The sequence below is a fragment of the Neobacillus massiliamazoniensis genome, assembly GCF_001048695.1.
In the GTDB taxonomy this organism is placed as follows: Bacteria; Bacillota; Bacilli; order Bacillales; family Cytobacillaceae; genus Neobacillus; species Neobacillus massiliamazoniensis.
Window position 1 is genome coordinate 433,731 of record NZ_CVRB01000003.1, and the last position, 22,152, is coordinate 455,882.

20 protein-coding genes and 1 other annotated feature are annotated in these 22,152 nt (G+C 36.9%); of the genes, 15 read left to right on the forward strand and 5 right to left on the reverse strand.

Annotated features, from left to right (window positions below):
• Nucleotides 1–308: 308 nt before the first annotated feature.
• From BN1082_RS14800 to BN1082_RS14810, 3 genes are all read right to left on the reverse strand, one after another.
• Nucleotides 309–929, reverse strand: coding sequence for a beta/gamma crystallin family protein (locus BN1082_RS14800; protein WP_090635364.1), 621 nt, complete (start codon nt 927–929; stop codon nt 309–311).
• A 405-nt stretch (nt 930–1,334) separates the two neighbouring features.
• The gene (locus BN1082_RS14805) at nt 1,335–1,475 is read right to left on the reverse strand and encodes a YjcZ family sporulation protein (protein WP_090635365.1); all 141 of its coding nucleotides are present in this window, start codon (nt 1,473–1,475) and stop codon (nt 1,335–1,337) included.
• Nucleotides 1,476–1,510: 35 nt separating this feature from the next.
• Nucleotides 1,511–1,621: a YjcZ family sporulation protein gene (locus BN1082_RS14810; protein ID WP_090635366.1), complete on the reverse strand. Its 111-nt coding sequence runs from the start codon at nt 1,619–1,621 to the stop codon at nt 1,511–1,513.
• 545 nt (nt 1,622–2,166) lie between these two features.
• Between BN1082_RS14810 and BN1082_RS14815 the strand changes: the two genes are divergently transcribed.
• Complete coding sequence (locus BN1082_RS14815; protein ID WP_090635367.1) at nt 2,167–2,619, forward strand: GNAT family N-acetyltransferase; 453 nt, start codon at nt 2,167–2,169, stop codon at nt 2,617–2,619.
• Between the two features lie 716 nt (nt 2,620–3,335).
• Here BN1082_RS14815 and BN1082_RS14820 read toward each other — a convergent pair.
• Entirely contained in the window at nt 3,336–3,941 is a 606-nt protein-coding gene (locus BN1082_RS14820) for a TetR/AcrR family transcriptional regulator (protein ID WP_090635368.1), read from the reverse strand.
• Nucleotides 3,942–4,142: 201 nt separating this feature from the next.
• Between BN1082_RS14820 and BN1082_RS14825 the strand changes: the two genes are divergently transcribed.
• The 14 genes from BN1082_RS14825 (at nt 4,143) to BN1082_RS28915 (ending at nt 21,155) form a co-directional block, all read left to right on the forward strand.
• Nucleotides 4,143–4,829 (forward strand): CoA transferase subunit A, encoded by a 687-nt coding sequence (locus tag BN1082_RS14825; protein ID WP_090635369.1) that lies wholly within the window; start codon nt 4,143–4,145, stop codon nt 4,827–4,829.
• Nucleotides 4,813–5,475 (forward strand): 3-oxoacid CoA-transferase subunit B, encoded by a 663-nt coding sequence (locus BN1082_RS14830; RefSeq protein ID WP_090635370.1) that lies wholly within the window; start codon nt 4,813–4,815, stop codon nt 5,473–5,475. The genes BN1082_RS14825 and BN1082_RS14830 overlap by 17 nt, the downstream gene beginning before the upstream one ends.
• A 17-nt stretch (nt 5,476–5,492) precedes the next feature.
• On the forward strand, nt 5,493–6,248 hold the full coding sequence (locus BN1082_RS14835; RefSeq protein WP_090635371.1) for a 3-hydroxybutyrate dehydrogenase: 756 nt from the start codon (nt 5,493–5,495) through the stop codon (nt 6,246–6,248).
• 21 nt (nt 6,249–6,269) lie between these two features.
• The gene (locus BN1082_RS14840) at nt 6,270–7,454 is read left to right on the forward strand and encodes an acetyl-CoA C-acetyltransferase (protein WP_090635372.1); all 1,185 of its coding nucleotides are present in this window, start codon (nt 6,270–6,272) and stop codon (nt 7,452–7,454) included.
• A gap of 23 nt (nt 7,455–7,477) precedes the next feature.
• Nucleotides 7,478–8,797 carry an MFS transporter gene (locus tag BN1082_RS14845; RefSeq protein WP_090635373.1) on the forward strand — a complete coding sequence of 440 codons (1,320 nt, stop codon included), beginning with the start codon at nt 7,478–7,480 and terminating at the stop codon, nt 8,795–8,797.
• A 771-nt stretch (nt 8,798–9,568) separates the two neighbouring features.
• Nucleotides 9,569–11,167: an amidohydrolase gene (locus BN1082_RS14850; RefSeq protein WP_090635374.1), complete on the forward strand. Its 1,599-nt coding sequence runs from the start codon at nt 9,569–9,571 to the stop codon at nt 11,165–11,167.
• A gap of 126 nt (nt 11,168–11,293) precedes the next feature.
• Nucleotides 11,294–12,784 (forward strand): glycerol kinase GlpK, encoded by a 1,491-nt coding sequence (gene glpK, locus BN1082_RS14855; RefSeq protein WP_090635375.1) that lies wholly within the window; start codon nt 11,294–11,296, stop codon nt 12,782–12,784.
• Between the two features lie 657 nt (nt 12,785–13,441).
• Nucleotides 13,442–13,552: a YjcZ family sporulation protein gene (locus BN1082_RS14860; RefSeq protein WP_090635366.1), complete on the forward strand. Its 111-nt coding sequence runs from the start codon at nt 13,442–13,444 to the stop codon at nt 13,550–13,552.
• 36 nt (nt 13,553–13,588) lie between these two features.
• Nucleotides 13,589–13,729 (forward strand): YjcZ family sporulation protein, encoded by a 141-nt coding sequence (locus BN1082_RS14865; protein WP_090635376.1) that lies wholly within the window; start codon nt 13,589–13,591, stop codon nt 13,727–13,729.
• A gap of 1,052 nt (nt 13,730–14,781) precedes the next feature.
• Nucleotides 14,782–16,428, forward strand: a complete 1,647-nt coding sequence (locus BN1082_RS14870; RefSeq protein ID WP_090635377.1) for a glycerol-3-phosphate dehydrogenase/oxidase — start codon at nt 14,782–14,784, stop codon at nt 16,426–16,428.
• Nucleotides 16,429–16,621: 193 nt separating this feature from the next.
• Nucleotides 16,622–16,874: a binding site (T-box leader), on the forward strand.
• Between the two features lie 70 nt (nt 16,875–16,944).
• Complete coding sequence (ilvA, locus tag BN1082_RS14875) at nt 16,945–18,216, forward strand: threonine ammonia-lyase IlvA (RefSeq protein ID WP_090635378.1); 1,272 nt, start codon at nt 16,945–16,947, stop codon at nt 18,214–18,216.
• 700 nt (nt 18,217–18,916) lie between these two features.
• Entirely contained in the window at nt 18,917–19,120 is a 204-nt protein-coding gene (locus tag BN1082_RS14880) for a PLDc N-terminal domain-containing protein (RefSeq protein ID WP_090635379.1), read from the forward strand.
• A gap of 289 nt (nt 19,121–19,409) precedes the next feature.
• Nucleotides 19,410–20,441 carry a S66 family peptidase gene (locus BN1082_RS14885; protein ID WP_090635380.1) on the forward strand — a complete coding sequence of 344 codons (1,032 nt, stop codon included), beginning with the start codon at nt 19,410–19,412 and terminating at the stop codon, nt 20,439–20,441.
• A gap of 648 nt (nt 20,442–21,089) precedes the next feature.
• Complete coding sequence (locus tag BN1082_RS28915; RefSeq protein ID WP_141650883.1) at nt 21,090–21,155, forward strand: hypothetical protein; 66 nt, start codon at nt 21,090–21,092, stop codon at nt 21,153–21,155.
• Here the strand turns inward: BN1082_RS28915 and BN1082_RS14895 are convergent.
• Complete coding sequence (locus BN1082_RS14895) at nt 21,130–22,020, reverse strand: LysR family transcriptional regulator (protein ID WP_090635382.1); 891 nt, start codon at nt 22,018–22,020, stop codon at nt 21,130–21,132. The two genes, BN1082_RS28915 and BN1082_RS14895, sit on opposite strands and share 26 nt — an antisense overlap.
• Nucleotides 22,021–22,152 lie beyond the last annotated feature (132 nt).

The following is a 22,152-nucleotide window of genomic DNA, read 5'->3' on the forward strand; positions in this document are numbered from 1 at the left end:
TACTGGCTAATCTATATGAAGTTAGCAAAAACACTAATCCCTTACGATTCAAGGGATTGGTGTTTATTCATATTTTATCGGTTATACGTTTTATACATTGTAGGTGAATCAACGTTTTTGGCTTCTTCAGGATCTTGTTTGCTACAGAAAAAAGTCAGGTTTTTTTCTAGATAGTCTCATAACCCTTGGGGGAAGTAATAAAGACGCTTTTCCAATTCTGGAAAAGCGCCGGATTGCGCAACAACAAGGACTCACACTTTATTTAAGTTACGGTGATCCTCCTTCTAGACTTAGAAGCTGTTTTTCTTTTAGTAATTTCCAGTTTGAATAGAGGAGACTTGGTCATTCCACGATGTACCATTAGCCATTCGCCAAGAAGTTAGATTGTTAAAAAAGTAATAACTTGTTCGGTTGCTAAAGGTGATATAATAACCGCCATAATTATTATGTTGAAACAAAGTGACCCAAGACCAAGGAGCTACATTTAAAGAAGAAATTCTGTCATTCCAAAAAGATCCCCAACGGACACCTGTAGCGTATGTCCATGTTCCAGAAGACAAGGTTACATATTTTCCGTAGCCGTCATAAGAAGTATGTTCATAGAAATAATCTGTTCCTGACATTATACCTAAATCTTTATTCGGTGAAAATTCTTTAACTTGTTGTTGATATGCTTCATATTTTTGTACGGTTGAGAAGCCAAGTACCCTTTCCCCTTGATTACTTTTTTCAATCACAATCCCAGCAATTTTTTTATGATCGTCTGATGAATATTTTACTCCATCCAGTGTGTCAATTTTTAAGTCTTGAACGGGACTCGATGTTGGACTAGCTGCATTTGCTTTGCCTTCAAAACTAAAAACCCAAGAGAAAACTAACGCTAAAGCCATTAAAGGAAAAGATAAACTACGTAAAACTCTTCTTGCCATTGAAACGCCTCCCTCATCAAATTTTAATACAAAGTAAGTATAACGAAATTGGAAAAATAATACATGGTACTTTTTTCCTTATTTAGATTTTAACGAAATAGAAGAAAGCTCAAAAGTGAATCCATTTGAGTTTCCGGCAACTGTTTAGAAAGTTCTATATTACGAAAGAGGATAAAAATAAGTAAATTAACGTTTCTTAGCTATGTAAGAAGAAGAAATTCCGAACTTTTCTTCTTCAAGGGAGGAGGAATATCTGATGGTTGGATATATTGGATTTATACTAAGTTATGCCTAATCAGACTTTATGGCAGGGCTCTTTTCCTTTTTATTTTTAAAGTTATCTTGTCACAACTTTCGCAAAAAGAAAAAAGCCTCTTTATAAGGGCTTTTTCCTGAAAATTAAAATTAGAAGCATATGGCTGTTCCGACAATAATTAATAAGATAAACAAAACAACGATTAAGGCAAAGCCACCGAAACCGCAACCAACACCACCGTAGCCAAATCCACCGCAGCCGCAGCCTCCAAATCCACCGTAGCCAAACATAATAAATCCTCCTTCCAATAAGAAAAGGTTATTTTTTAAATAAAACCAAAGCCTCCACCACAAAAAGCAGCTCCTACAATAATAAGAAGGATAAACAAGACAACAATTAAGGCAAAGCCTCCACCTGCGAATCCTACACCATCCATACACACGACCTCCTTTCAACTGTTCCCAATAAAATATGCAAAAGATCAAAATGGGAATGGGCGTTGTCTTCGTTAAATTGCCCATTCAAATTTTTCCCACGTTACATACATTACCTATGTCAAGTCATTCACCTCTCAAATGATATTTCTAAAAAGCGTTAAAGCGTCATTTTTGACGCTTTTTCTTTTTTTGTTTTTATGCCAACCTTCCGCTCAAAACATTCAAAAGGTTACTTTAGTAAATACAGCAAAAAGGAAAATCCTTCGGTGTTTTTTTGCATAAAACTTCAAATGTAACACAATTAGCCATGCATTTTTAAAAAAATCAATAAAAAAGAAACACAAAACCTTTTTGTTTCACTCTATGTAAAAAGACCCCTTTTCAAAAGATGGGGTCTTTTTACTGTTTAAGGCTTAGAAGCTACACCTAAGCCCTGCGTTAAGATTTTCTGTGATTATCTATTGAATATTAAGATAATTAAAGGTAAAGTTGAAACAGGTAAAAAATAGCAACTATTATACTAGAAAAAAAGGGATTGGTAATCTTGATTAAAATAATTGATTTTCAAAATATCCATACACTTACGAAACTATTTGAATTGCAACGAGCTTCTTATTATGTTGAAGCAGAGTTAATTGGTTTTTCCGATATTCCACCCCTAAAAGAATCTTTTGAAGAATTTCAACAATGTGGTGAAACCTTTTTAGGATATTTTGAAGAGGACGAACTTGCAGGTGCCCTTTCTTTTACAATTGAAGGGGAGGAACTGACAATTTGTCGAATGGTCGTTCATCCAAACCATTTCCGAAAAGGAATTGCACAAATGCTGTTATATAATTTAGAGGAAAATAATCAGGAAAGTACTATTATAAAAGTCTCGACTGGAAAAGATAATTTCCCTGCTAAAAGTTTATATTCGAAAAATGGTTATCAATTTGTAAGAGATCTTATGGTTGCACCAGGCGTCTACATTAGTCAATTTGAAAAATTTATTTAAATATGAAAATAGGATTTTCTATTGCTCTTTTTTGTTTTCTTATGAAAACAAGAAGCTTAGCAGGATATGAATTCTGTAGCTTTTTTTATGAAAATAAAAGGCAGCCGAATGGATGACTCATTCGACTTTGTCTACAATCTGATGCCATACTCAAAGTATGGCACTTTTCATTGTTTACGTTATGTATTTTTCGTTTCTTTTTATCAAATTTTATTTCAAAGCAACATATGCCATGTTACTTTTCATTTGTTATGTCGTTATTTTGTCATCGAAAATGACCCATAAAAGGAGCACTAAACATTATTTAGGAATTTTGTATAAAAAGAAGATTTTCAAACTAAAAAAGCAGATTCCCTAAAAATGAAAATCTGCTTTTTTTGATTTGTCTTACTACCCAATAGCGGCCATTTTCAGGAATAACTTCTCTTAATTCAATATGTGTTGTTTAAGACTTCTATCATTTAAGAAAATTTGTTTTTACAAAATTAATTAGGTTCTGTTTAATGAATGAAAATATATCCAGCCACTTATGCCAACTATAATACATGCATATAGGTTTAACCAATTAATGCTTAATAAACTTACAAGTGAAAGGGCTGCTATATCTCCTCCATATATAAGAAAACTGTTTTCGCATGAGAACGGTCTTCTTATTGTGTACCCATCATAAGTCCAATTCTACAAAGATCCTCTCGCGGATAGCCTCTAAATTTGTTCTAGTTCTTCATTTTCAATCCCTTAATAATTGTTTTAATCAGCGGCATTGATAATGACTCTAGACTTTGGTCAGTGTCGTGTATACCCCAGTGATAGATGATTCCCATTAGGCTTTGTGTGACCATTGTTGAAATGACCTCTACACTTTGGTCAGTGCCAATGGATCCTTGGTCATTAGCTTCTTCAAGTAGTGTAAAGATGATTTGAAAGAGTGAACGGTTTGAATTTAAAAAGTAAGTGTGTTCTTTTGAATTTAGAGCGGAACTATAAATGACTTTCATAAGATCTTTACCCATTTCTACTTCTAGAAAGTGCAATAACTTCTGAGTGAAAATAAATAGTTTTTCAAATGGGTCCATATCTTTCGGGAAAGAATGGAAAACTTCTAAATAATAATTGTCGACTTCTGTGAATCTCTCTAAAAATATGTCCGATTTAGCTGAAAAGTGTTGGTAAAATGAACCTTTTGAAGTACCGGTTTTTTTCACGATTTCGTCCACTGTTACTTTGTCATAACCCTTTTGACTAAAAAGTTTTAAAGCTGTTTTTAAAATTTTATCGCGTGTTACTTCTCCTCGGCGCTGCTTTTTTTTTGATTCTAGCATGAAAAATCCTCCAGAAATAATTGACAGAATATTTATATTTTTATAAAATCAGACTATGGTCCAATTATAAACAGACTGCAGTCTAGTTAACAAGTTGCTGTTTTATTCAAGAATACCTCATAGATTTCGACTATCAAAAGGATTTCTTATTTTATTTTAACCGAAAAAGAAAGCGCTTAATATAGAAATGGAGGAGAAATAATGGATAAAGTCATTGAGTCTAGTGAAATACAAAAATATTTCAAGAGTGGCGATGTAATTTTAACAGGAGGCTTTGGCTTATCAGGAACACCTTTAACGATCATTGATGAACTATTAGAAACAGATATTCGTGATTTAACGATTGTTAGTAATAATTTAGGGGATCTTGGACAAGGATTACATAAAGTATTCATGCAGGGAAAAATCAAAAAAGCAGTTGGCTCCTTTTTTTCCATTAATAAAGAAGCGGTAATAGCCTGGTCTAAAGGCGAGCTTGAAATCGATTTGCTGCCTCAAGGTACATTAGCTGAAGCAATTCGCTGCGGCGGTGCCGGAATAGGTGGTTTTTACACAAGAACTGCAGTTGGTACTGAATTAAGCAAGGGCAAAGAGGAAAGAGAAATTGATGGAGAGAGATACATTTTTGAAAAGGCTATTAAAGGTGATGTCGCTATTATAAAGGCGGAGAAAGCAGATCGAATTGGAAATTTAGTGTACCATACGACAGCTAGAAACTTTAACCCTATGATGGCTACAGCTGCAAAAATAGTCATTGCCGAAGTTAATGAAATTGTTGAAGTTGGTGAGTTGGACCCAGAATTTGTTGTGACGCCTCATGCGTATGTGGATTATGTCATCCAAAGCAAATATTCAAAGATAAGGAGTAATTATGTTGAGTATAGATAAAAGACAAATTATTGCTAAGAGAATTGCCGAAGAATTAGAAGATGGTCAGATTGTTAACTTAGGAGTTGGAATTCCTACTTTGGTTGCTTCCTATTTAGGTGATAAAGAGGTTTATTTACAATCTGAGAATGGGTTGTTAGGTATGGGACCTTCTCCTGCAGAGGAAAATTTAGATATTGATTTAATTAATGCAGGAAAAGAACCGGTTACCTATTTGAAAGGTGCATCATTTTTTAATAGTGCTGATTCTTTTGCTTTGATTAGAGGTGGTCATATTGACGTAGCGGTTTTAGGCACACTTCAGGTGGATGTTCATGGTGAAATTGCCAACTGGGCCGTTCCGAATCAGCCGATTTTAGGCGTTGGTGGAGCGATGGATTTGGTGACAGGTGCCAAAAAGGTTATTGTCGCAGCTACCTTGTTTGCAAAGGATGGAACGTCTAAATTAGTCAGGGAATTATCATATAAAACTAGCGGGATTCGAAAAGTAGATTTATTTGTTTCCGATTACGCTGTTTTTAAATTTACGGATAAAGGCGTAAAAGTTGTAGAAATGATGGAAGAGATTTCAATACTAGAATTAAGTGAAAAGGTTGGTTTTGATTTAGAGTATTTGAATGATTTAACACTCGTAAGTAACAAGTGAAGAATGGAGGACAACACATGGACAAGCAAAGAACAGTTATTGTGACAGGTGCAGCAGGCGGTTTGGGTAAAGCAATCGCAAAGGAATTTATTAAACAAAATGACTTTGTTTATGTAACGGATCTTAATAAAGGGGCTGCAGAGGAGACCGCACTTTCGCTGGGGGAAAATGCAAAAGGAATTTATTTAGATGTTACGGATGAAGCTGTTATTCAATCAACCATTGCAGACATTTTGAAGGAGAGGGGATCCATTGAGGTTTTAGTGAATAATGCTGGAATTCAATATCGTTCGCCATTAGAGTCATTCCCTTTAGAAAAATGGAATTTGCTTATAGATGTCATGCTGACAGGTGTATTCCTAATGACAAAGCATGTTTTTCCGCATATGAAGAAAGAAGAGTACGGCAGGATTGTGAATATTTCATCTGTTCATGGGAAGATGGCCACACCGGAAAAAGTCGCCTATGTTGCTGCCAAGCATGGCGTGATAGGCGTAACGAGTGTAACTGCCTTAGAGGGAGCGCCATATAAAATAACGGCTAACTCGATTTTACCTGGTCCAGTGAAAACAGAATTGCTAGTTAAGCAGCTTGATAGCTTAACAGATAAGGGAATGACGGATAAAGAAGCGCTTGAGGCTATTTTGTATCCAAGGCAAGCGATGAATCGTTTTATCGAACCAGAAGAGGTTGCTTCTGGCGTCGTTTATTTAGCATCAGATGCAGCAGGCGGTATTACGGGAGAACATATTAAAGTCGCAGGCGGCATGTAATAAAAAAAGAGGAGGAAAAGAATGGCAACTTATATTGTTAATGGAGCAAGAACAGCCTTTGGTACTTTTGGCGGGGCATTAAAAGATGTGACCGATATCGATTTAGGTGTAGCAGCAACGGAAGAGGCATTGAAAAGAAGCGGAATTCAAGCTTCTAATGTAGATGAAATCATATTTGGAAATATTATTCATACAAGCAGCAGCTCTGCTTATTTAGCCAGACATATCGGTTTAAAAAGCGGCATGGCAGAGTCATCATCTGCGCTTACACTTAATAGATTATGTGGTTCGGGCATGCAGTCTATCGTATCTGCCGCACAGTCCATTGCTTCTGGGGATGCAAAAGTAGTTGTCGCTGGAGGAACCGAAAATATGAGCTTATCACCGCATGTTTTAAGAGGCACGCGCTTCGGCTCACCGAATAAAGCACCAAAAGTTGATGATATGTTATGGGAAACATTAACAGATAACTACGTTGGCTGTGGAATGGGGATGACAGCTGAAAACTTAGCTGAAAAATATTCAATTTCCCGAGAAGAGCAAGATCAGTTTTCTGTGGAATCACAAGAAAAGGCCATTGCAGCAAGAGATATCGGCCGTTTTGCAGAGGAAATTGTTCCGGTTAAGTTAAAAGGCAGAAAAGGCAAGGAAGTCATTTTTGATACGGATGAGCATATTCGTGAAGGTGCATCTGTAGAAGGTTTAGCAAAATTGAAGCCCGCTTTTAAAAAGGATGGGACTGTTACACCAGGGAATGCGAGCGGCATTAATGATGGTGCAGCTGCTGTGTTAGTCGCATCTGAGGAGTATGTGAGTGAACATAACTTAAAGCCGCTAGCGAAAATTGTAACATGGGGCCTTGCAGGAGTTGACCCGAGCATTATGGGTATTGGCCCCGTACCAGCAAGCAAAAAAGCATTAGAAAAGGCTGGTTTAAGCTTAGGGGATATTGGTTTGTTCGAATTTAATGAAGCATTTGCTTCACAATCTATTGCTGTAATTAAAGAGTTAGGTGTCGATAAGGAAAAGGTGAATGTGAACGGAGGGGCTATTGCATTAGGCCATCCTGTAGGCGCAAGCGGTGCTAGAATCACCTATTCTTTAGCACTTGAAATGAGGAAAAGGAACGTTAAATATGGATTAGCTTCGCTTTGTATTGGCGGGGGACAAGGCATTGCCATTATTTTAGAGAATGTACAAAGCTGATGAAACAGCCAGGAGGGAATTTGATGAATCAGAATATTAAGGCTATAGAAAAAAGTACAATCCGTAAAACGATGAAACGCATTCTTCCAACTGTTTTAATTCTATATATTGTTGCTTACTTAGACCGGGTAAACTTAGGCTATGCTGCTTTACAAATGAATGCAGAATTAGCTTTATCTGCTGAAGTTTTTGGTCTTCTTTCCGGTATTTTCTTTATTGGCTATTTCTTTTTTGAAGTCCCAAGTAACATGATTATGCATAAAGTTGGGGCGCGCATTTGGATTGCCCGTATTATGCTTTCATGGGGAATTATAGTAATCTTAACTGGTTTCGCGCAAACGACGACACATTTATACATCCTGCGTTTTCTATTAGGTATTGCTGAAGCCGGATTTTTCCCTGGAATTGTTTTGTATTTAACTTATTGGTTTAGAGCCCGTGAAAGAGGACGAGCAACAGCTGCATTACTGCTGGCTTTACCGATAGGCGGCCTAATCGGCGCACCTGTGTCAACGTGGATTATTGATAACATATTTTGGCTCAATATGTCAGGGTGGAGATGGATGTTTATCCTTGAGGGTATCCCGGCCATTATCTTAGGTTTTTATACTATTTTCTTCTTAACAAACAGACCTGCAAAAGCAAAATGGTTATCGAAGGAAGAAAGAGATTGGCTGGAGGGTGAATTGAGTGCTGAACGGCAAGCAAGTTCAAAAGTAAATAAAGTCTCAAAACTAGACATGCTAAAGGATTCAAAGGTTTGGAAGTTATCTTTGCTATATTTTGCTGTTTATACAGGTATCTATGGCTTGTCATTCTGGATGCCAACCATCATTAAATCCTTATCAAAAATTGCCACGACCAACTTAGAAATAGGCTGGTTAGCCATGATTCCTTCATTAGTAGGTATTCCGGCTATTATATTTGTCGGATGGTATTCGGATCGAACGAATGCGTACAAACAACATTTAATTGTTTGCTTTATTATCACAGTATTGGGCTTTATCGGATGTGGCTTTTCAGAAAGCGTCTTTATGATGGTACTTATGTTAACAATTACATCTGCCGGATTATATGGATTTACTGGATGTTTCTTTGCCTACATGACATTTTTCTTCACCGAGTCTACTGCACCTGTTGGTATCGCATTAGTCAATTCATTTGCGGCATTAGGCGGATTTGTAGGACCGATGATTCTTGGATCTGTAGCATTTACCCAAGGAATGTTTATATTATCAGGATTACTAATAATCGGCCTTTTCACATTAATTACATTAAAATTGCCAAGTAATAATAGTGTAGACACTGTCAAAGAAACACAGCCAATTGTTACTCAATCATAACGGATAAAAGATGTTAAATCGTGTTCATCAAAAAAAAAGGGAGCATCAGTAACTGATGCTCCCTTTAACTACGGTAAAGGAAACAGAATTCGACATTAGTCAGAAAAATGAAGGAAGTTTTGGGAAGGTCTGTACTTTTGGGAAATCCGGGATATACCATCTGTAGTGCATTAATCATAACGGAGATTATCTCCCCAAATTCGTGTAGTATCAATTGTATTTTAGTTATTCTTGCTCTTCCTGTTTCCTCCACAATCTGGCCCGATTATTGATTAACACACGGATAATATACAAAATAAAAATGCCCAATTTTAAAAAATAAAGGACATCAGTCAAGATCTTTTTTATAAAGTTAATATATATTTTTAAGAATAGAACATTTTTTCCATGGCACAGGTGTCAGGCACATGATATCAAAGTGCTATCTTAGTGCTATCTTAGTGCTATTAATGATATAGAGATTAGATAGGAAGTACTAACATTTTTATAGAAAAAAAAGATCCGGCAAATTTGCCGGATAAAACAAAAATATTTTTAATAGGGGGGTCTGAAAAAGCTAATACCTTTTCATGAGATTATCTTACCTTTAAATAATGAACAAAGTGTGAACAAACCTTTAATTTTCCGATAAAAATCTTGACCGAAATGAAAATTTGATTGTTACTGTTCAAAAGATTCAACCTAAATACTTAGGAACTTATTATTGATTTCACTCATGCATTATTTCATATTATAAATAGAAACAGTTTTTTTATTAACGGAGGGGTTTCAGTGTCAAAAACGATTTATACAAACGGATTGATCTATACACTAGACGCCGGCAATCCGCTGGTGGAGGCAGTAGTAGTGGAGAATGGTAGAATTGTAGATACTGGGTCCCATGATGATATGTTGCTCCACTGGGGGAGAACCGGGTCTACTATTGTGGATTTACAAGGGAAAATGGTAACGCCAGGTCTGATTGATAGCCATTTGCATTTATCGGGAGTTGCTAACCACTTTTTAGACCTAGATTTAGTCGGTGTTAAATCCAAAGGAGAAATGCTCGAAAGGATTAAGGATAAAGCGAAAACGATCGCTCCCGGAAAGTGGCTGATTGGGATGGGGTGGGATGAAAATCTATTTACCGATGGAACTTTTCCAACAATCGAGGAACTCGATCGTGAAGCACCAAATTGTCCTATTTATTTAAAAAGGATTTGTCATCACGCCTTTTTAGTCAATAGCAAGGCCCTCGAAATGTGTCATTATCATGCATCCAGCGAAGTTCCAGCAGGTGGCACCATTGTTCTTGACCCTTTTACAAAAAAACCTACAGGACTTTTACTCGAATCGGCTTCACAGTTGATAACGAAATACATTCCAGAAAGAAAGTATGAAGAATATAAAAATGGTTTAAAGCAAGCGATGAAGTTTGCTTTAAAAAAGGGATTAACTAGCGTCCATACAAATGATCCTGCCTATTTAGGTGGTCTCGATCAAACGTATCAAATGTTTGATGAGCTGATTAATGGGGAAGGAATAGGGCTACGCTGCAATTTATTAATTGATTACCCATATCTCAAGCGTTTGAAGGAAAAAGGAATGTTTGCAGGATTCGGAAATGAAAAGCTGCAAATCGGGGCAATCAAAATCTTCGCCGATGGTGCATTTGGAAGAAGAACGGCTTTGCTATCTGAACCTTACCAAGATGATCCGGGCCAATTAGGCGAAGCAATGCATAGTCAGGAAGCTCTTTATGAAATGATTAAAGAGATAAGAGACCATGGCTTCCCAATAGCTGTTCATACGATCGGTGATAAAGCATTGGAAAATGTTTTAGATATTCTTGATCAGATTCCAAAAGTAAAATATCGTGATCGCCTCATCCACGTTTCTCTTGTTCGTGAGGAACTAATTAGGAGATTAATGGATTCAAGTAGGATTGCCGACATTCAGCCAAGATTTGTCGTCGGGGATTATCCTTGGGTGAAAGAGCGTGTCGGTGAGAAAAGAGAGCGGTTCTTATATGCCTGGAAAACGTTACTTTCATCAGGTGTTTTATGTGCTGGCGGCTCCGATGCTCCGATCGAGCCTGTTGATCCATTACTCGGTATCCATGCTGCCGTTACAAGGCGAGCACCCCTTGAAACCCATAACGGCTGGAATGAACAAGAGAAGCTTTCAATGCTCGAGGCAATCAAACTGTTCACAATTAGTGGTGCTTATGCCACAAATGAAGAAGATTGTAAGGGAACGATATCTAGAGGGAAGCTCGCTGATATGACGGTCTTTTCGAACAATCTTTTTGCAATAGAGGACCCTGACGAAGTGCTAAGGACAAAAATTGAAATGACGATTACAGATGGTGTTATCCAGTATGGTGCCTGACACCAAATTAAGGAATGTTTTTGCGGCTCATGAACTAGTAATAGTAATGGCACTGAAACTGGAAAGAAACTTAGATCAATAAAAAGCTAAATGCTAAAAGTAATAATGGTATGGAGGGAAACCTTTATGGAAAAATTCATTCTATCATTGGATCAGGGAACAACAAGTTCTCGGGCCATTCTTTTTAATAAAAACGGGGAAATCGTCCATGTAGCACAAAAAGAATTCACGCAAATTTTTCCAAAACCGGGTTGGGTCGAACATAATGCAAATGAAATTTGGGGCTCGATTTTATCTGTCATTGCCTCTGTTTTGTCGGAGTCAAATGTTAGACCAGAGCAAATTGCAGGAATTGGGATTACAAACCAACGCGAAACAACTGTTGTTTGGGATAAAGAAACAGGTCAGCCTGTTTATAACGCAATTGTTTGGCAATCTAGACAGACCTCAGAGATTTGTGAAGACTTAAAAGCAAAGGGTTTAAATGATACTTTTCGTGCAAAAACTGGACTTTTAATTGATGCTTATTTCTCTGGAACAAAGGTAAAATGGATTCTTGACAATGTCGAAGGAGCGCGAGATAAAGCGAATAACGGCCAATTGTTATTTGGGACGATTGATACGTGGCTCATTTGGAAGCTTTCTGGCGGGAAAGCCCATGTAACGGATTATTCGAACGCATCAAGAACTTTAATGTTCAATATTCATGAAATAAAATGGGACGACGAGCTCCTTGAATACTTAACTGTACCAAAATTGATGCTTCCTGAAGTACGGCCATCCTCAGAAGTTTTTGCCACAACCGAATCTTACCATTTCTTTGGTCAAAATGTGCCAATCGCAGGTGCGGCTGGTGATCAACAGGCAGCACTTTTCGGCCAAGCATGCTTTGAAGAAGGTATGGCTAAAAATACATACGGAACAGGCTGCTTTATGTTAATGAACACAGGTGAACATGCAGTTGCTTCTCAAAATGGTTTATTAACAACGATAGCCTGGGGATTAAATGGAAAAGTGGAGTATGCGCTTGAAGGCAGTATATTTGTTGCGGGTTCTGCGATTCAATGGCTGCGAGACGGTTTGCGGATGTTTAGAGATGCGAGTCAAAGTGAAAATTACGCTAACAAGGTAGCGTCAACGGATGGGGTATATGTCGTGCCAGCATTTGTTGGCCTTGGAACTCCTTACTGGGATAGTGATGTGCGGGGAGCAGTCTTTGGATTAACACGAGGAACAAGTAAGGAACATTTTGTGCGAGCAACTCTTGAATCACTTGCCTATCAAACGAAAGATGTGTTAACAGCGATGGAAGCGGATTCAGGAATTTCGTTAAAAACATTGCGGGTTGATGGCGGGGCTGTAAAAAATAACTTTTTAATGGAATTCCAAAGTGATATTCTTGGCGTTACAGTAGAAAGACCTATTGTTCAAGAAACGACGGCTTTAGGAGCGGCCTATTTAGCTGGTCTTGCTGTTGGCTATTGGAGCAGTCAGTCAGAAATTGCTACACAATGGAATATTGACAAGACAATGGAACCGAAAATGCCAGAGGAAAAACGAGAAGAATTGTATGGTGGCTGGAAAAAGGCGGTTCATGCTGCAATGGCGTTTAAATAAGGTTCCAAGAAAAGATTATCCTTCGGAACAACTAAATCATAATGAACTAAAAACCATTGATCGTTGATTTTGTATCATAGTAGCCACCCGTTTGAAATTGATACTATAATTGTACAACAAAAAAGGTATGAAACCCTTATTTTATGAGGATTTTATACCTTTTTATTTTGGTTTTGTTAAAGGTTATTATAAAATTTTTAACACTGTTGATTGGAGCGGAAGGCGCGAAGACTAAAGCGCCGAGGACGCTCCCCAGACCGCCCGCGGAAAGCGAAGCTCCTGGAGCGCAAATCGAAAACCAACTTTAACAGTGCTTTTCAAATAAAGGGTACTTCTTCAGTGCCCTCTCTTTGAAACGGGTTCTTTTTACATAGAGTGAAACAAAAAGGTTTTGTGCTTCTTTTTTTATTGATTTTTTTAAAAAGCATGGCAAATTATGTTGCAATTGAAGTTTTATACAAAAAAACACCGAAGGAATTTCCTTTTTGCGGTATTTACCTAAAATTAGAAATATCATTTGAGAGGTGAATGACTTGACATACGTAATGTATGTAAAGTGGGAAAAATTTGAATGGGCAATTTAACGAAGACAACGCCCATTCCCCCTTTTGATCTTTTGCATATTTTATTGGGAACAGTTGAAAGGAGGTCGTGTGTATGGACGGTGTAGGATTCGCAGGTGGAGGCTTTGCCTTAATTGTTGTCTTGTTTATCCTTCTTATTATTGTAGGCGCTGCTTTTTGTGGTGGAGGCTTTGGTTTTATTTAAAAAATAACCTATTCCTTATTGGAAGGAGGATTTATTATGTTTGGCTACGGTGGATTTGGAGGCTGCGGCTGCGGTGGCTTTGGCTACGGTGGTGTTGGTTGCGGTTTTGGTGGCTTTGCCTTAATCGTTGTTTTGTTTATCTTATTAATTATTATCGGAGCAGCCGTGTGGTACTAATTTAAATTCTCGGAAAAAAGCCCTTATAAAAAGGCTTTTTTCATTTAACGCAAGTTGTCACAAGTTCGCTTGGAAAAAAAAGAAAAACGCCCTGCCATAAAGTCTGATTAGGCATAACTTAGTATAAATCCAAAATATCCAACCATCAGAAATGCCTCACCTTTGAAGAAGAAAAGTCTAGAATTTCTTCTTCTTACATAGTTCTGACGATTATGCTCCACGAATGTCCAATGATAAAACAAAACTTCAAAGTAACAAAATTTATATTAGATTACATTCATTTTATATAAATACTTTAAATTATGTAAAAAATGGGTGTGATGAATTGATAACGAAATATTTTACTTTCAATACGTTGATTTAACTGGCCTTCAAGGGGCACATATGAAAAAATGGGTGAAGAGGAAAAAATAGAATTTATTTACTTTAGAGTAAAATATAAGTACTATAGGTGGCTAGAATATCTCGATTTGACATCAAGGCTTAGTAAAAATAAATAGAATTAGCTTATATCACTTACCAAGTTAATGGAGCTCTACTTCTCTTTCCATTGGATTTGAATAATTATAAAAAGTGATATATACGTTGTGGATTGCATTTGCGATTTCAATTATTGCTTTAGGTATAGACATAGCAATATTGACAAGAATCATTCGGTATCGGAGAAATGGATGATTAAAAATTGAACAACTTCTAGAAATAGCTCAAGAAGAATTTCTAAAAAAAGCTATTCCACCACGAAAGTTCACCCACATAGAGAGGATACATTGTTTTTGGATCCCATTAATCCTTTTGAAAAAGATTGGTTCGAAAACGGTAAAGCTTATGAAATCTTGTGAGGCATGTCCCATGGTTCCAAAAAAGACTCCACCTTGTAAAAGATTTAAATAGTGTTCAAAAATAACATTATATTTGTGATGGAAAACAGAAGAGAACACACCTATTTGCAGTAATTGGTATTGTGGACTTTTTTAAGATAAGAAAGGTTATTTTGACTTCAAGAATTTCCTATCTAAAACTTCAGCGGCTCGAGGTCACAAGGAGGAAGGATTATGGTGAACTTCTCAGTAAAAAATCGAGAACCAAGTTTACGATCATTGCAGAGTGAACCGTTTGATTTGTTGATCATTGGTGGAGGAATTACTGGAGCAGGTATTGCCCTTGATGCCACAACAAGAGGGTTAGATACCATTCTCTTCGAAATGCAAGATTTTGCTTCCGGAACCTCCAGCCGTTCAACAAAGCTAATTCATGGAGGATTGCGTTATTTAAAGCAATATGAAGTAAAGCTCGTCGCAGAGGTAGGGAAAGAGAGGGCGATTGTTTATGAAAATGGTCCGCACGTAACCACTCCTGAGTGGATGCTGCTACCCATATACAAGGGCGGTACTTTCGGGAGATTTACTACGTCAATCGGTCTGAGGGTATACGACTTCCTAGCAGGTGTGAAATTTGATGAACGAAGATCGATGTTAACCGCTGATGAAACATTATTAAAAGAGCCATTATTAAAAAAAGAAGGCTTACTTGGTGGCGGTTACTACGTGGAGTATCGAACAGATGACGCACGACTAACAATTGAAGTGATGAAAAAAGCAGTCGAGAAAGGTGCCAAAGCTTTTAATTATATGAAAGTTGATTCCTTTATTTATGAGAACGGAAAAATTATAGGCGTGAATGTAAAAGATCTCCTAACAGACCAAGAATATCAGGTGTTTTCCAAAAAAATTATTAATGCTACAGGTCCTTGGGTTGATACACTAAGAGAAAAAGATGGTTCCAAACAAGGAAAGCGCCTCAGACTTTCCAAAGGAGTCCATATCGTTATTGACCAGGGAAAATTCCCACTCAAACAGGCTGTATACTTTGATACCCCTGATGGCAGAATGGTTTTCGCCATCCCTCGTGCCGGAAAAACGTATGTAGGAACAACTGATACCTTTTACGATGAAGACATTACCAATCCAACAATGAATTCTGAAGACTTAGCTTACTTATTGTCGACTATCGCATTTATGTTCCCTGAAATTCAATTAAACGAGGAGGACATTGAGTCTAGTTGGGCAGGTGTTAGACCTTTAATTTTTGAAGAAGGGAAGGACCCGTCTGAGATTTCACGAAAGGATGAGATCTGGCAATCATCATCGGGTTTGATCACCATTGCGGGGGGCAAATTAACTGGATATCGAAAAATGGCGGAATTGACGGTTGATTTGGTGACAAATTTATTTAAACAGGAAGGTTTCGAAGTGATGTTGGGATGTCAGACCAGAAATCTACCCATCTCAGGAGGAGATGTTGGAGGATCACATGGATATGGACCATTTGTTTTTGATAAAACAAAGGAATTAATGCAATTAGGACTGCCCCAACAATCGGCAGAAAAACTCGTCCGATTATATGGATCGAATATAGATAGCGTAATCCAATATTTTCACAGTTTTACCGAGGAAATTGGTCTTCCGGTTGAAATTTATGCTTCTATTCAATATGCCATTGACCATGAAATGGTTGTTAAGCCAATCGATTATTTTATTCGCAGAACTGGAGCACTATTATTTGATATTCAATGGGTTCTAGAATGGAAAGAAAAAATCATTTCATTTATGGCAGAGGAACTAATCTGGCCGGAAGAAACGAAATTACTCTACACAAAGGAGTTAGACATTCATTTGGATTCTGTTAAACCGAACCATTAAAAGAGAAAGAGGATGCCCCAATAGTTCCCGGAAATAGTGCAGTTTTGCTTGCGCGGGCACTATTTTTTCTTTTTGACTTTGGGTGTCAGGCACCAAAAAGAATGAAAGCGCTTTATTAATTATCTAAATATAAAAAATAATCAAAAAATATTGACGAATCAATTTTACCGTGGTACCCTTATTTCTAAATTAACATGAATCGATGAAGAGAAGAGTAGGTTTGCTCCTTGTTCTAAAGAGAGTCGACATTTGGTGAAAGTCGATGGCAGGACAATCTGAAGATCATCTCCGAGATGCATAGCTGAACAAAGAAGTAAGTTATGCCGGTATTATCCGCCGTTATAAGGGAGCACGTACATAAAAAAAGTACGTTAATCGAGAGCCGCAATATAAATGCTTTTTGTTGCGGAAGTAGGGTGGTAACGCGAGCAAAACTCGTCCCTATCATAATAGGGGCGGGTTTTTTGTTGTTTAAAAATAAAGGAAACGGATTAGAAAAATGGGAGGGATATACAAATGAATCAGCAGGTCAATCAAAAAGAAAGAGTTGTTCATGTCGAGGATATCATTATTGCAAGTCATACGATCAAAGAAGTGATCTCGCCTACGCCCTTGCAATATAATCACATTTTATCAGAACGATACGATTGCCATGTGTATTTAAAACGGGAGGATTTACAAAGTGTTCGTTCATTTAAAATCCGCGGGGCTTACAATCGGATTAAAAAACTCAGTGAAGCAGAGATGAAAAATGGAATTATTTGTGCTAGCGCCGGAAACCATGCGCAGGGTGTTGCGTACTCTTGCCACTTATTGAATATTAACGGAAAAATCTATATGCCAAGTACGACTCCTAAACAAAAAGTGAATCAGGTGAAATTCTGGGGTAAGGAGAATGTAGAGGTTGTATTAGTAGGAGATACCTTTGACGATGCCTATGATCAGGCAATTGCCTGCAGTAAAGCGGAAAACAGAACCTTTATCCACCCATTTGATGATGCTGACGTTATTGCCGGCCAAGGGACGGTTGGAGTCGAACTTCTCGGCGATTGCCCTGATAAAATTGATTACCTATTTGCCGCGATTGGCGGTGGAGGTCTAATGTCCGGAGTAGGAACGTATTTAAAGCATTTTTCACCCCAAACAAAATTAATCGGTGTTGAACCAATGGGTGCTGCTGGGATGAAGGAATCATTTTCAAATGGGGAAGTGACCTGTCTAAAGGATATTGATCCTTTTGTCGATGGTGCAGCAGTTAAAAAGGTCGGCAGTTTAACCTTTGAGATTTGTAAGGAGATTGTTGACGATATTTTGGTTGTTCCGGAGGGAAAGGTTTGTACGACCCTTTTATCTTTATATAATGAAAATGCTATCGTGGTTGAACCAACTGGGGCACTCTCCATTGCAGCACTTGATCAATATGCAGAGCAAATTAAAGGGAAGACGGTCGTCTGTGTTGTTAGCGGTGGCAATAATGATATTAGCCGGATGCAAGAAATTAAAGAACGCTCAATGATTTATGAAGGATTACAGCATTATTTTATCGTCCAGTTTCCACAGCGACCGGGAGCATTGCGCGAGTTTTTAGACAATGTTCTAGGTTCAAATGATGATATCAGCCATTTTGAATACACGAAAAAGAATAATCGTGAAAGAGGTCCGGCATTAGTTGGGATCGAGTTGAAGGACAAAGAGGACTACCTTCCACTGATTAAACGGATGAAGGAGAAAGGTTTTATTTATCGAGAAGTAAATAAAGACAGTACATTGTTTCAAATGTTGGTTTAAAAAAATGATCAGCCAATAAGCTAAAGGGTTCCCTTTACGGGTGCTTTCTTGAAAAATGACGTAAGAAAAGACGAGTGAATTAGCACACGTCTTTTTCTTTATTCACCAGTGTTTTTGAACATTTATAATGCGTTTTGACATTACAATTGGCATTATTCTTTATTACGTACAACAATTGTTACACTTTTTTTCTGCGAATGCGTTTCTACATTAAGTTGAAACGCATTTTTTTATCAAACTAAAGGTTAGTGAAGGAAGGTATGCTGTGTTTAGAAGGAATATTTCTTAGATAATAGAAGAATTAAAGAAAAGAGAAATAGTATAATGCAGAGGGGATTAGTTATGAAAAGCAAGCTAACTACGGTTTTTATTTTATAAAGTGCTGCAGTGCAGACAATTGGTATAGCAGTTGACTTTCCTTGGAAAGGAATAACAATTTGGTCATTATCAGTTATTTTTCTTTTAATTGTTGCTTATTTCACAAAATATTTGCAGAGAAATAATACAGATAAGTTATAGAAATCTAATTAAAGGTGCTTTGCTTCAACAAGGGTGCAAGGCATTTTTGCTATTCAAGTAACGGCTCAGTATAGTGTAATAACATTGTTATCAAGTTAAACAATTCATCATTTCAGGAGTATAATTTACTTATAAAAAAATGGGCATATTAAATTGTTCAATTTAAGGAGGAGAATGCAAAATGATGGAAATATTACCAAGTGTTCTTCCTATTCTTTTTATTTTTCTCGATATGATTGTAATGATTGCCTGTTTAAGAAAAATAACTAACCAAACTTATTTTAGATATTACAACAAAATCATATGGATGTTCATTGTTGTTTTCGGCAGTATTTTGGGGCAACTAATGTATTTCATATTGGAAGATAACCGAGATTACAAATAGATATCATCTATCTATTATTGTGACTTTTATCTCAATAGTAGATATTGTTTGTGAAAATGTGTACTTAAACGATCGGTTGCTTATGTTGAATAATGATTAAGCAGTGATCTTCCACAATCGGGCGCATTTCCACAACAGGATTGCGTTCTTTTTATGTATCGGGCCATTATCTAGAATAACTGCAGGTAATTTATTTTTTATGTAGAAATTAATATACAATAATGTCCAATGTTTTTAACAATCAAGCGTATAGTCGTAGGTAATTTAGTTATATAAGGTGGGAGTCAATGTGTTAATTAAGCCAAAAAAATTGCAGCCGGGAGACCGTGTTGCAACAGTAAGTCCTTCTTGGGGAGGCGCAGGTGAGCCAGAACTTAGATGGCGATATGAACAAGGTGTAAAGAGATTAGAAGAAGTTTTTGGATTGAAAGTTATCCCAATGCCGAATAGTTTGAAAGGGGGAGACTATCTTTATAAAAATCCACAAGCTCGTGCTGAAGATTTGATGACGGCATTTAAGGATGAAAGTATTAAAGGAATAATTGCAAATATTGGTGGAGAAGATAGTATTCGCTTACTTCCGTATATTGATTTTGATGTTATACGTGAAAACCCGAAAATTTTTATGGGTTACTCTGATGTGACTGTTTCACATTTATTTTGTCATAAAGCAGGGATTTCTTCTTTTTACGGTCCAGCAATTTTAACCGATTTTGCTGAAAACGTTGAAATGGATCCATATACGATTGAAATGGTGAATCGAATGCTCTTTTCAAATGAAATTATTGGTGAAATTCAATCGGCTAAAGAATGGACGAGTGAGCGTTTAGAATGGATAGAAGAGAATAAGAATCGACGACGGACAATGCGGCAAAATTTAAGTTACGAAGTACTTCAAGGCTCAGGTGTAGCACAAGGCCATTTGATTGGTGGTTGTATAGAAGTATTAGAGTTTGCTAAAGGCACAGAACTGTGGCCTGAGAATAAATATTGGGAGAATAGCATTCTTTTCTTTGAAACATCTGAAGAAAAGCCAGAACCAAATCATATTAAGTATTGGTTACGAAATTATGCTGTACAAGGTATTCTTCAAAAAGCAAATGGAATCATTTTTGGTAAACCACAAGATGAGAAGTATTACGACGAGTATAAAGAAGAAATTCAAAACGTCATGAAGGAATTTGAATTGGAGGATAAGCCGATACTTTATAACTTGAATTTTGGTCATACTGAACCGAAGTTTATTTTGCCATATGGCGCAATGGCAGAAATTAATTGTGATAAGAGGACCTTCACGATTCTAGAAAGTGGTGTGAATTAAAAAAGTTAATGGGATAAATTGATATTATTTGCTTAATTTGTCCTTTAAACTTTTTCAGTGATTGTAATAAGATTAACTTCTTCTACGTGTATTAGTTTTATAGGAGTTTACACTTTATTCCACAAAAGATCGCTTTCCTGAAACAAGGATTAGCTTTTTTTCATTTTAAGGCGCGTTTATTAAGGACGCGTCTTTTTACGTTAATCCCTATATTTCCGGTAAGGAGTGTGGCCCTCAATTACTTAAATCGTTTCCGTACTCCTTATAAGAAAAGTGTTACAAATATTAATTAGATATTCCTGAAATTCCATTTTAGAAATATAATATTTACTAAATCTACTACTTTTGAGGGATACGGCATGGATACTTTATACGACAAATTGCCAATTGAAATTCTGGCTCAATTCTTTTTTATCAACGAAAACATTGAAAAGGTGTATTGACAGAAGCCATGCACGCCGAAATCCACTCTAGGTATAGATTTACCGCTTCATTATTATGGTGGGTATCAGCCCAAATTTGAAGTGAATCCTGAGTTACCGAATGCATGAAAATAGAAAGTGTTAAAGAAAGAGTCATAGACATGTTATTACAGTTAAATGATTTTAGTAAAGCTATTCAGGTAAACTTGTGCTTTCAAATATATCAATGAAAATTGGAGTAGGTGAACGGATTGGCATAGTAGGTGTTAATGGCGCTGGGAAATCATTTTAGGTGAAAAAACCACCTTTTTAAAGGATTCTATATTTTTAGGAAGGTGTTTGTGTTTTTTTACAACCCAGTAAAATTTTTGAATCATTCGATGGCCAGAGATTCGCAATACCTTTAAGGTTCCTTGTTTAATTTCTTTTTCCACCATAACATGAAATACGATGGCGATGCCCAGTCCTTTTTCTGCAAATTCCTTTAGAGCTAAAATACTTCCAGCTTCCATAGAATTTAAGAATGTTAATTCAACCCCTGCAGACTTAAGAACTTCTTCAGCCATTTTATGAGAGCCGGATTCGCGGATAATAAAATATTCATTCGCTAAGTCTTTCGCCTCTAACACATCCTTATCCCCAAAAGGATGTTGAGGAGAAATGGCTAAAACAAGTTCATCCTCCCAAAACGGTTCTTCTGCGAGCGTCGTCTTTCCCGCTTCCTCCACTACAAGTGCGGCGTCAATCTCCTCATTTAAAAGCTTCTGAATGATTTCATTGGTTCTTCCTACTTTGACTCTTACTAAATTATTTGCTGTTTGATTCTTATATGTTGTAATGATTTGCGGTAGAATGTAGTCTCCAATCGTGATGCTGGACCCGATTTTTATCGGTGTATTACTCGTACGAAAGTCGTTTAATACTGTAAAAGATTCCTTATGTAGGGAAAGGATTTTCTGAGCATATGGAAGTAACGCTTCCCCCGCAGGGGTTAATTTGACTCTGTTTGCACGCTCGAATAAGACCACGTCATAGGCTTCCTCTAAATTTTTTATTAGCTTACTTACCGCTGGCTGAGTAATGTTTAATTTCTCTGCAGTCTTTGAAAAATTACATAGCTCTGCTACGGTTAAGAACACATGAAACAAATGTTCCATTTCTTCTTCTCCTCCTCTTAAACAGCCGGATATATCTTTCCGGTTATATCTTAATAAAATAATGGAATTTCAATATTTTGAAAATTGAAATTATAATGTAGTAAATCGATTATAAAAAATTTTTACAAATTG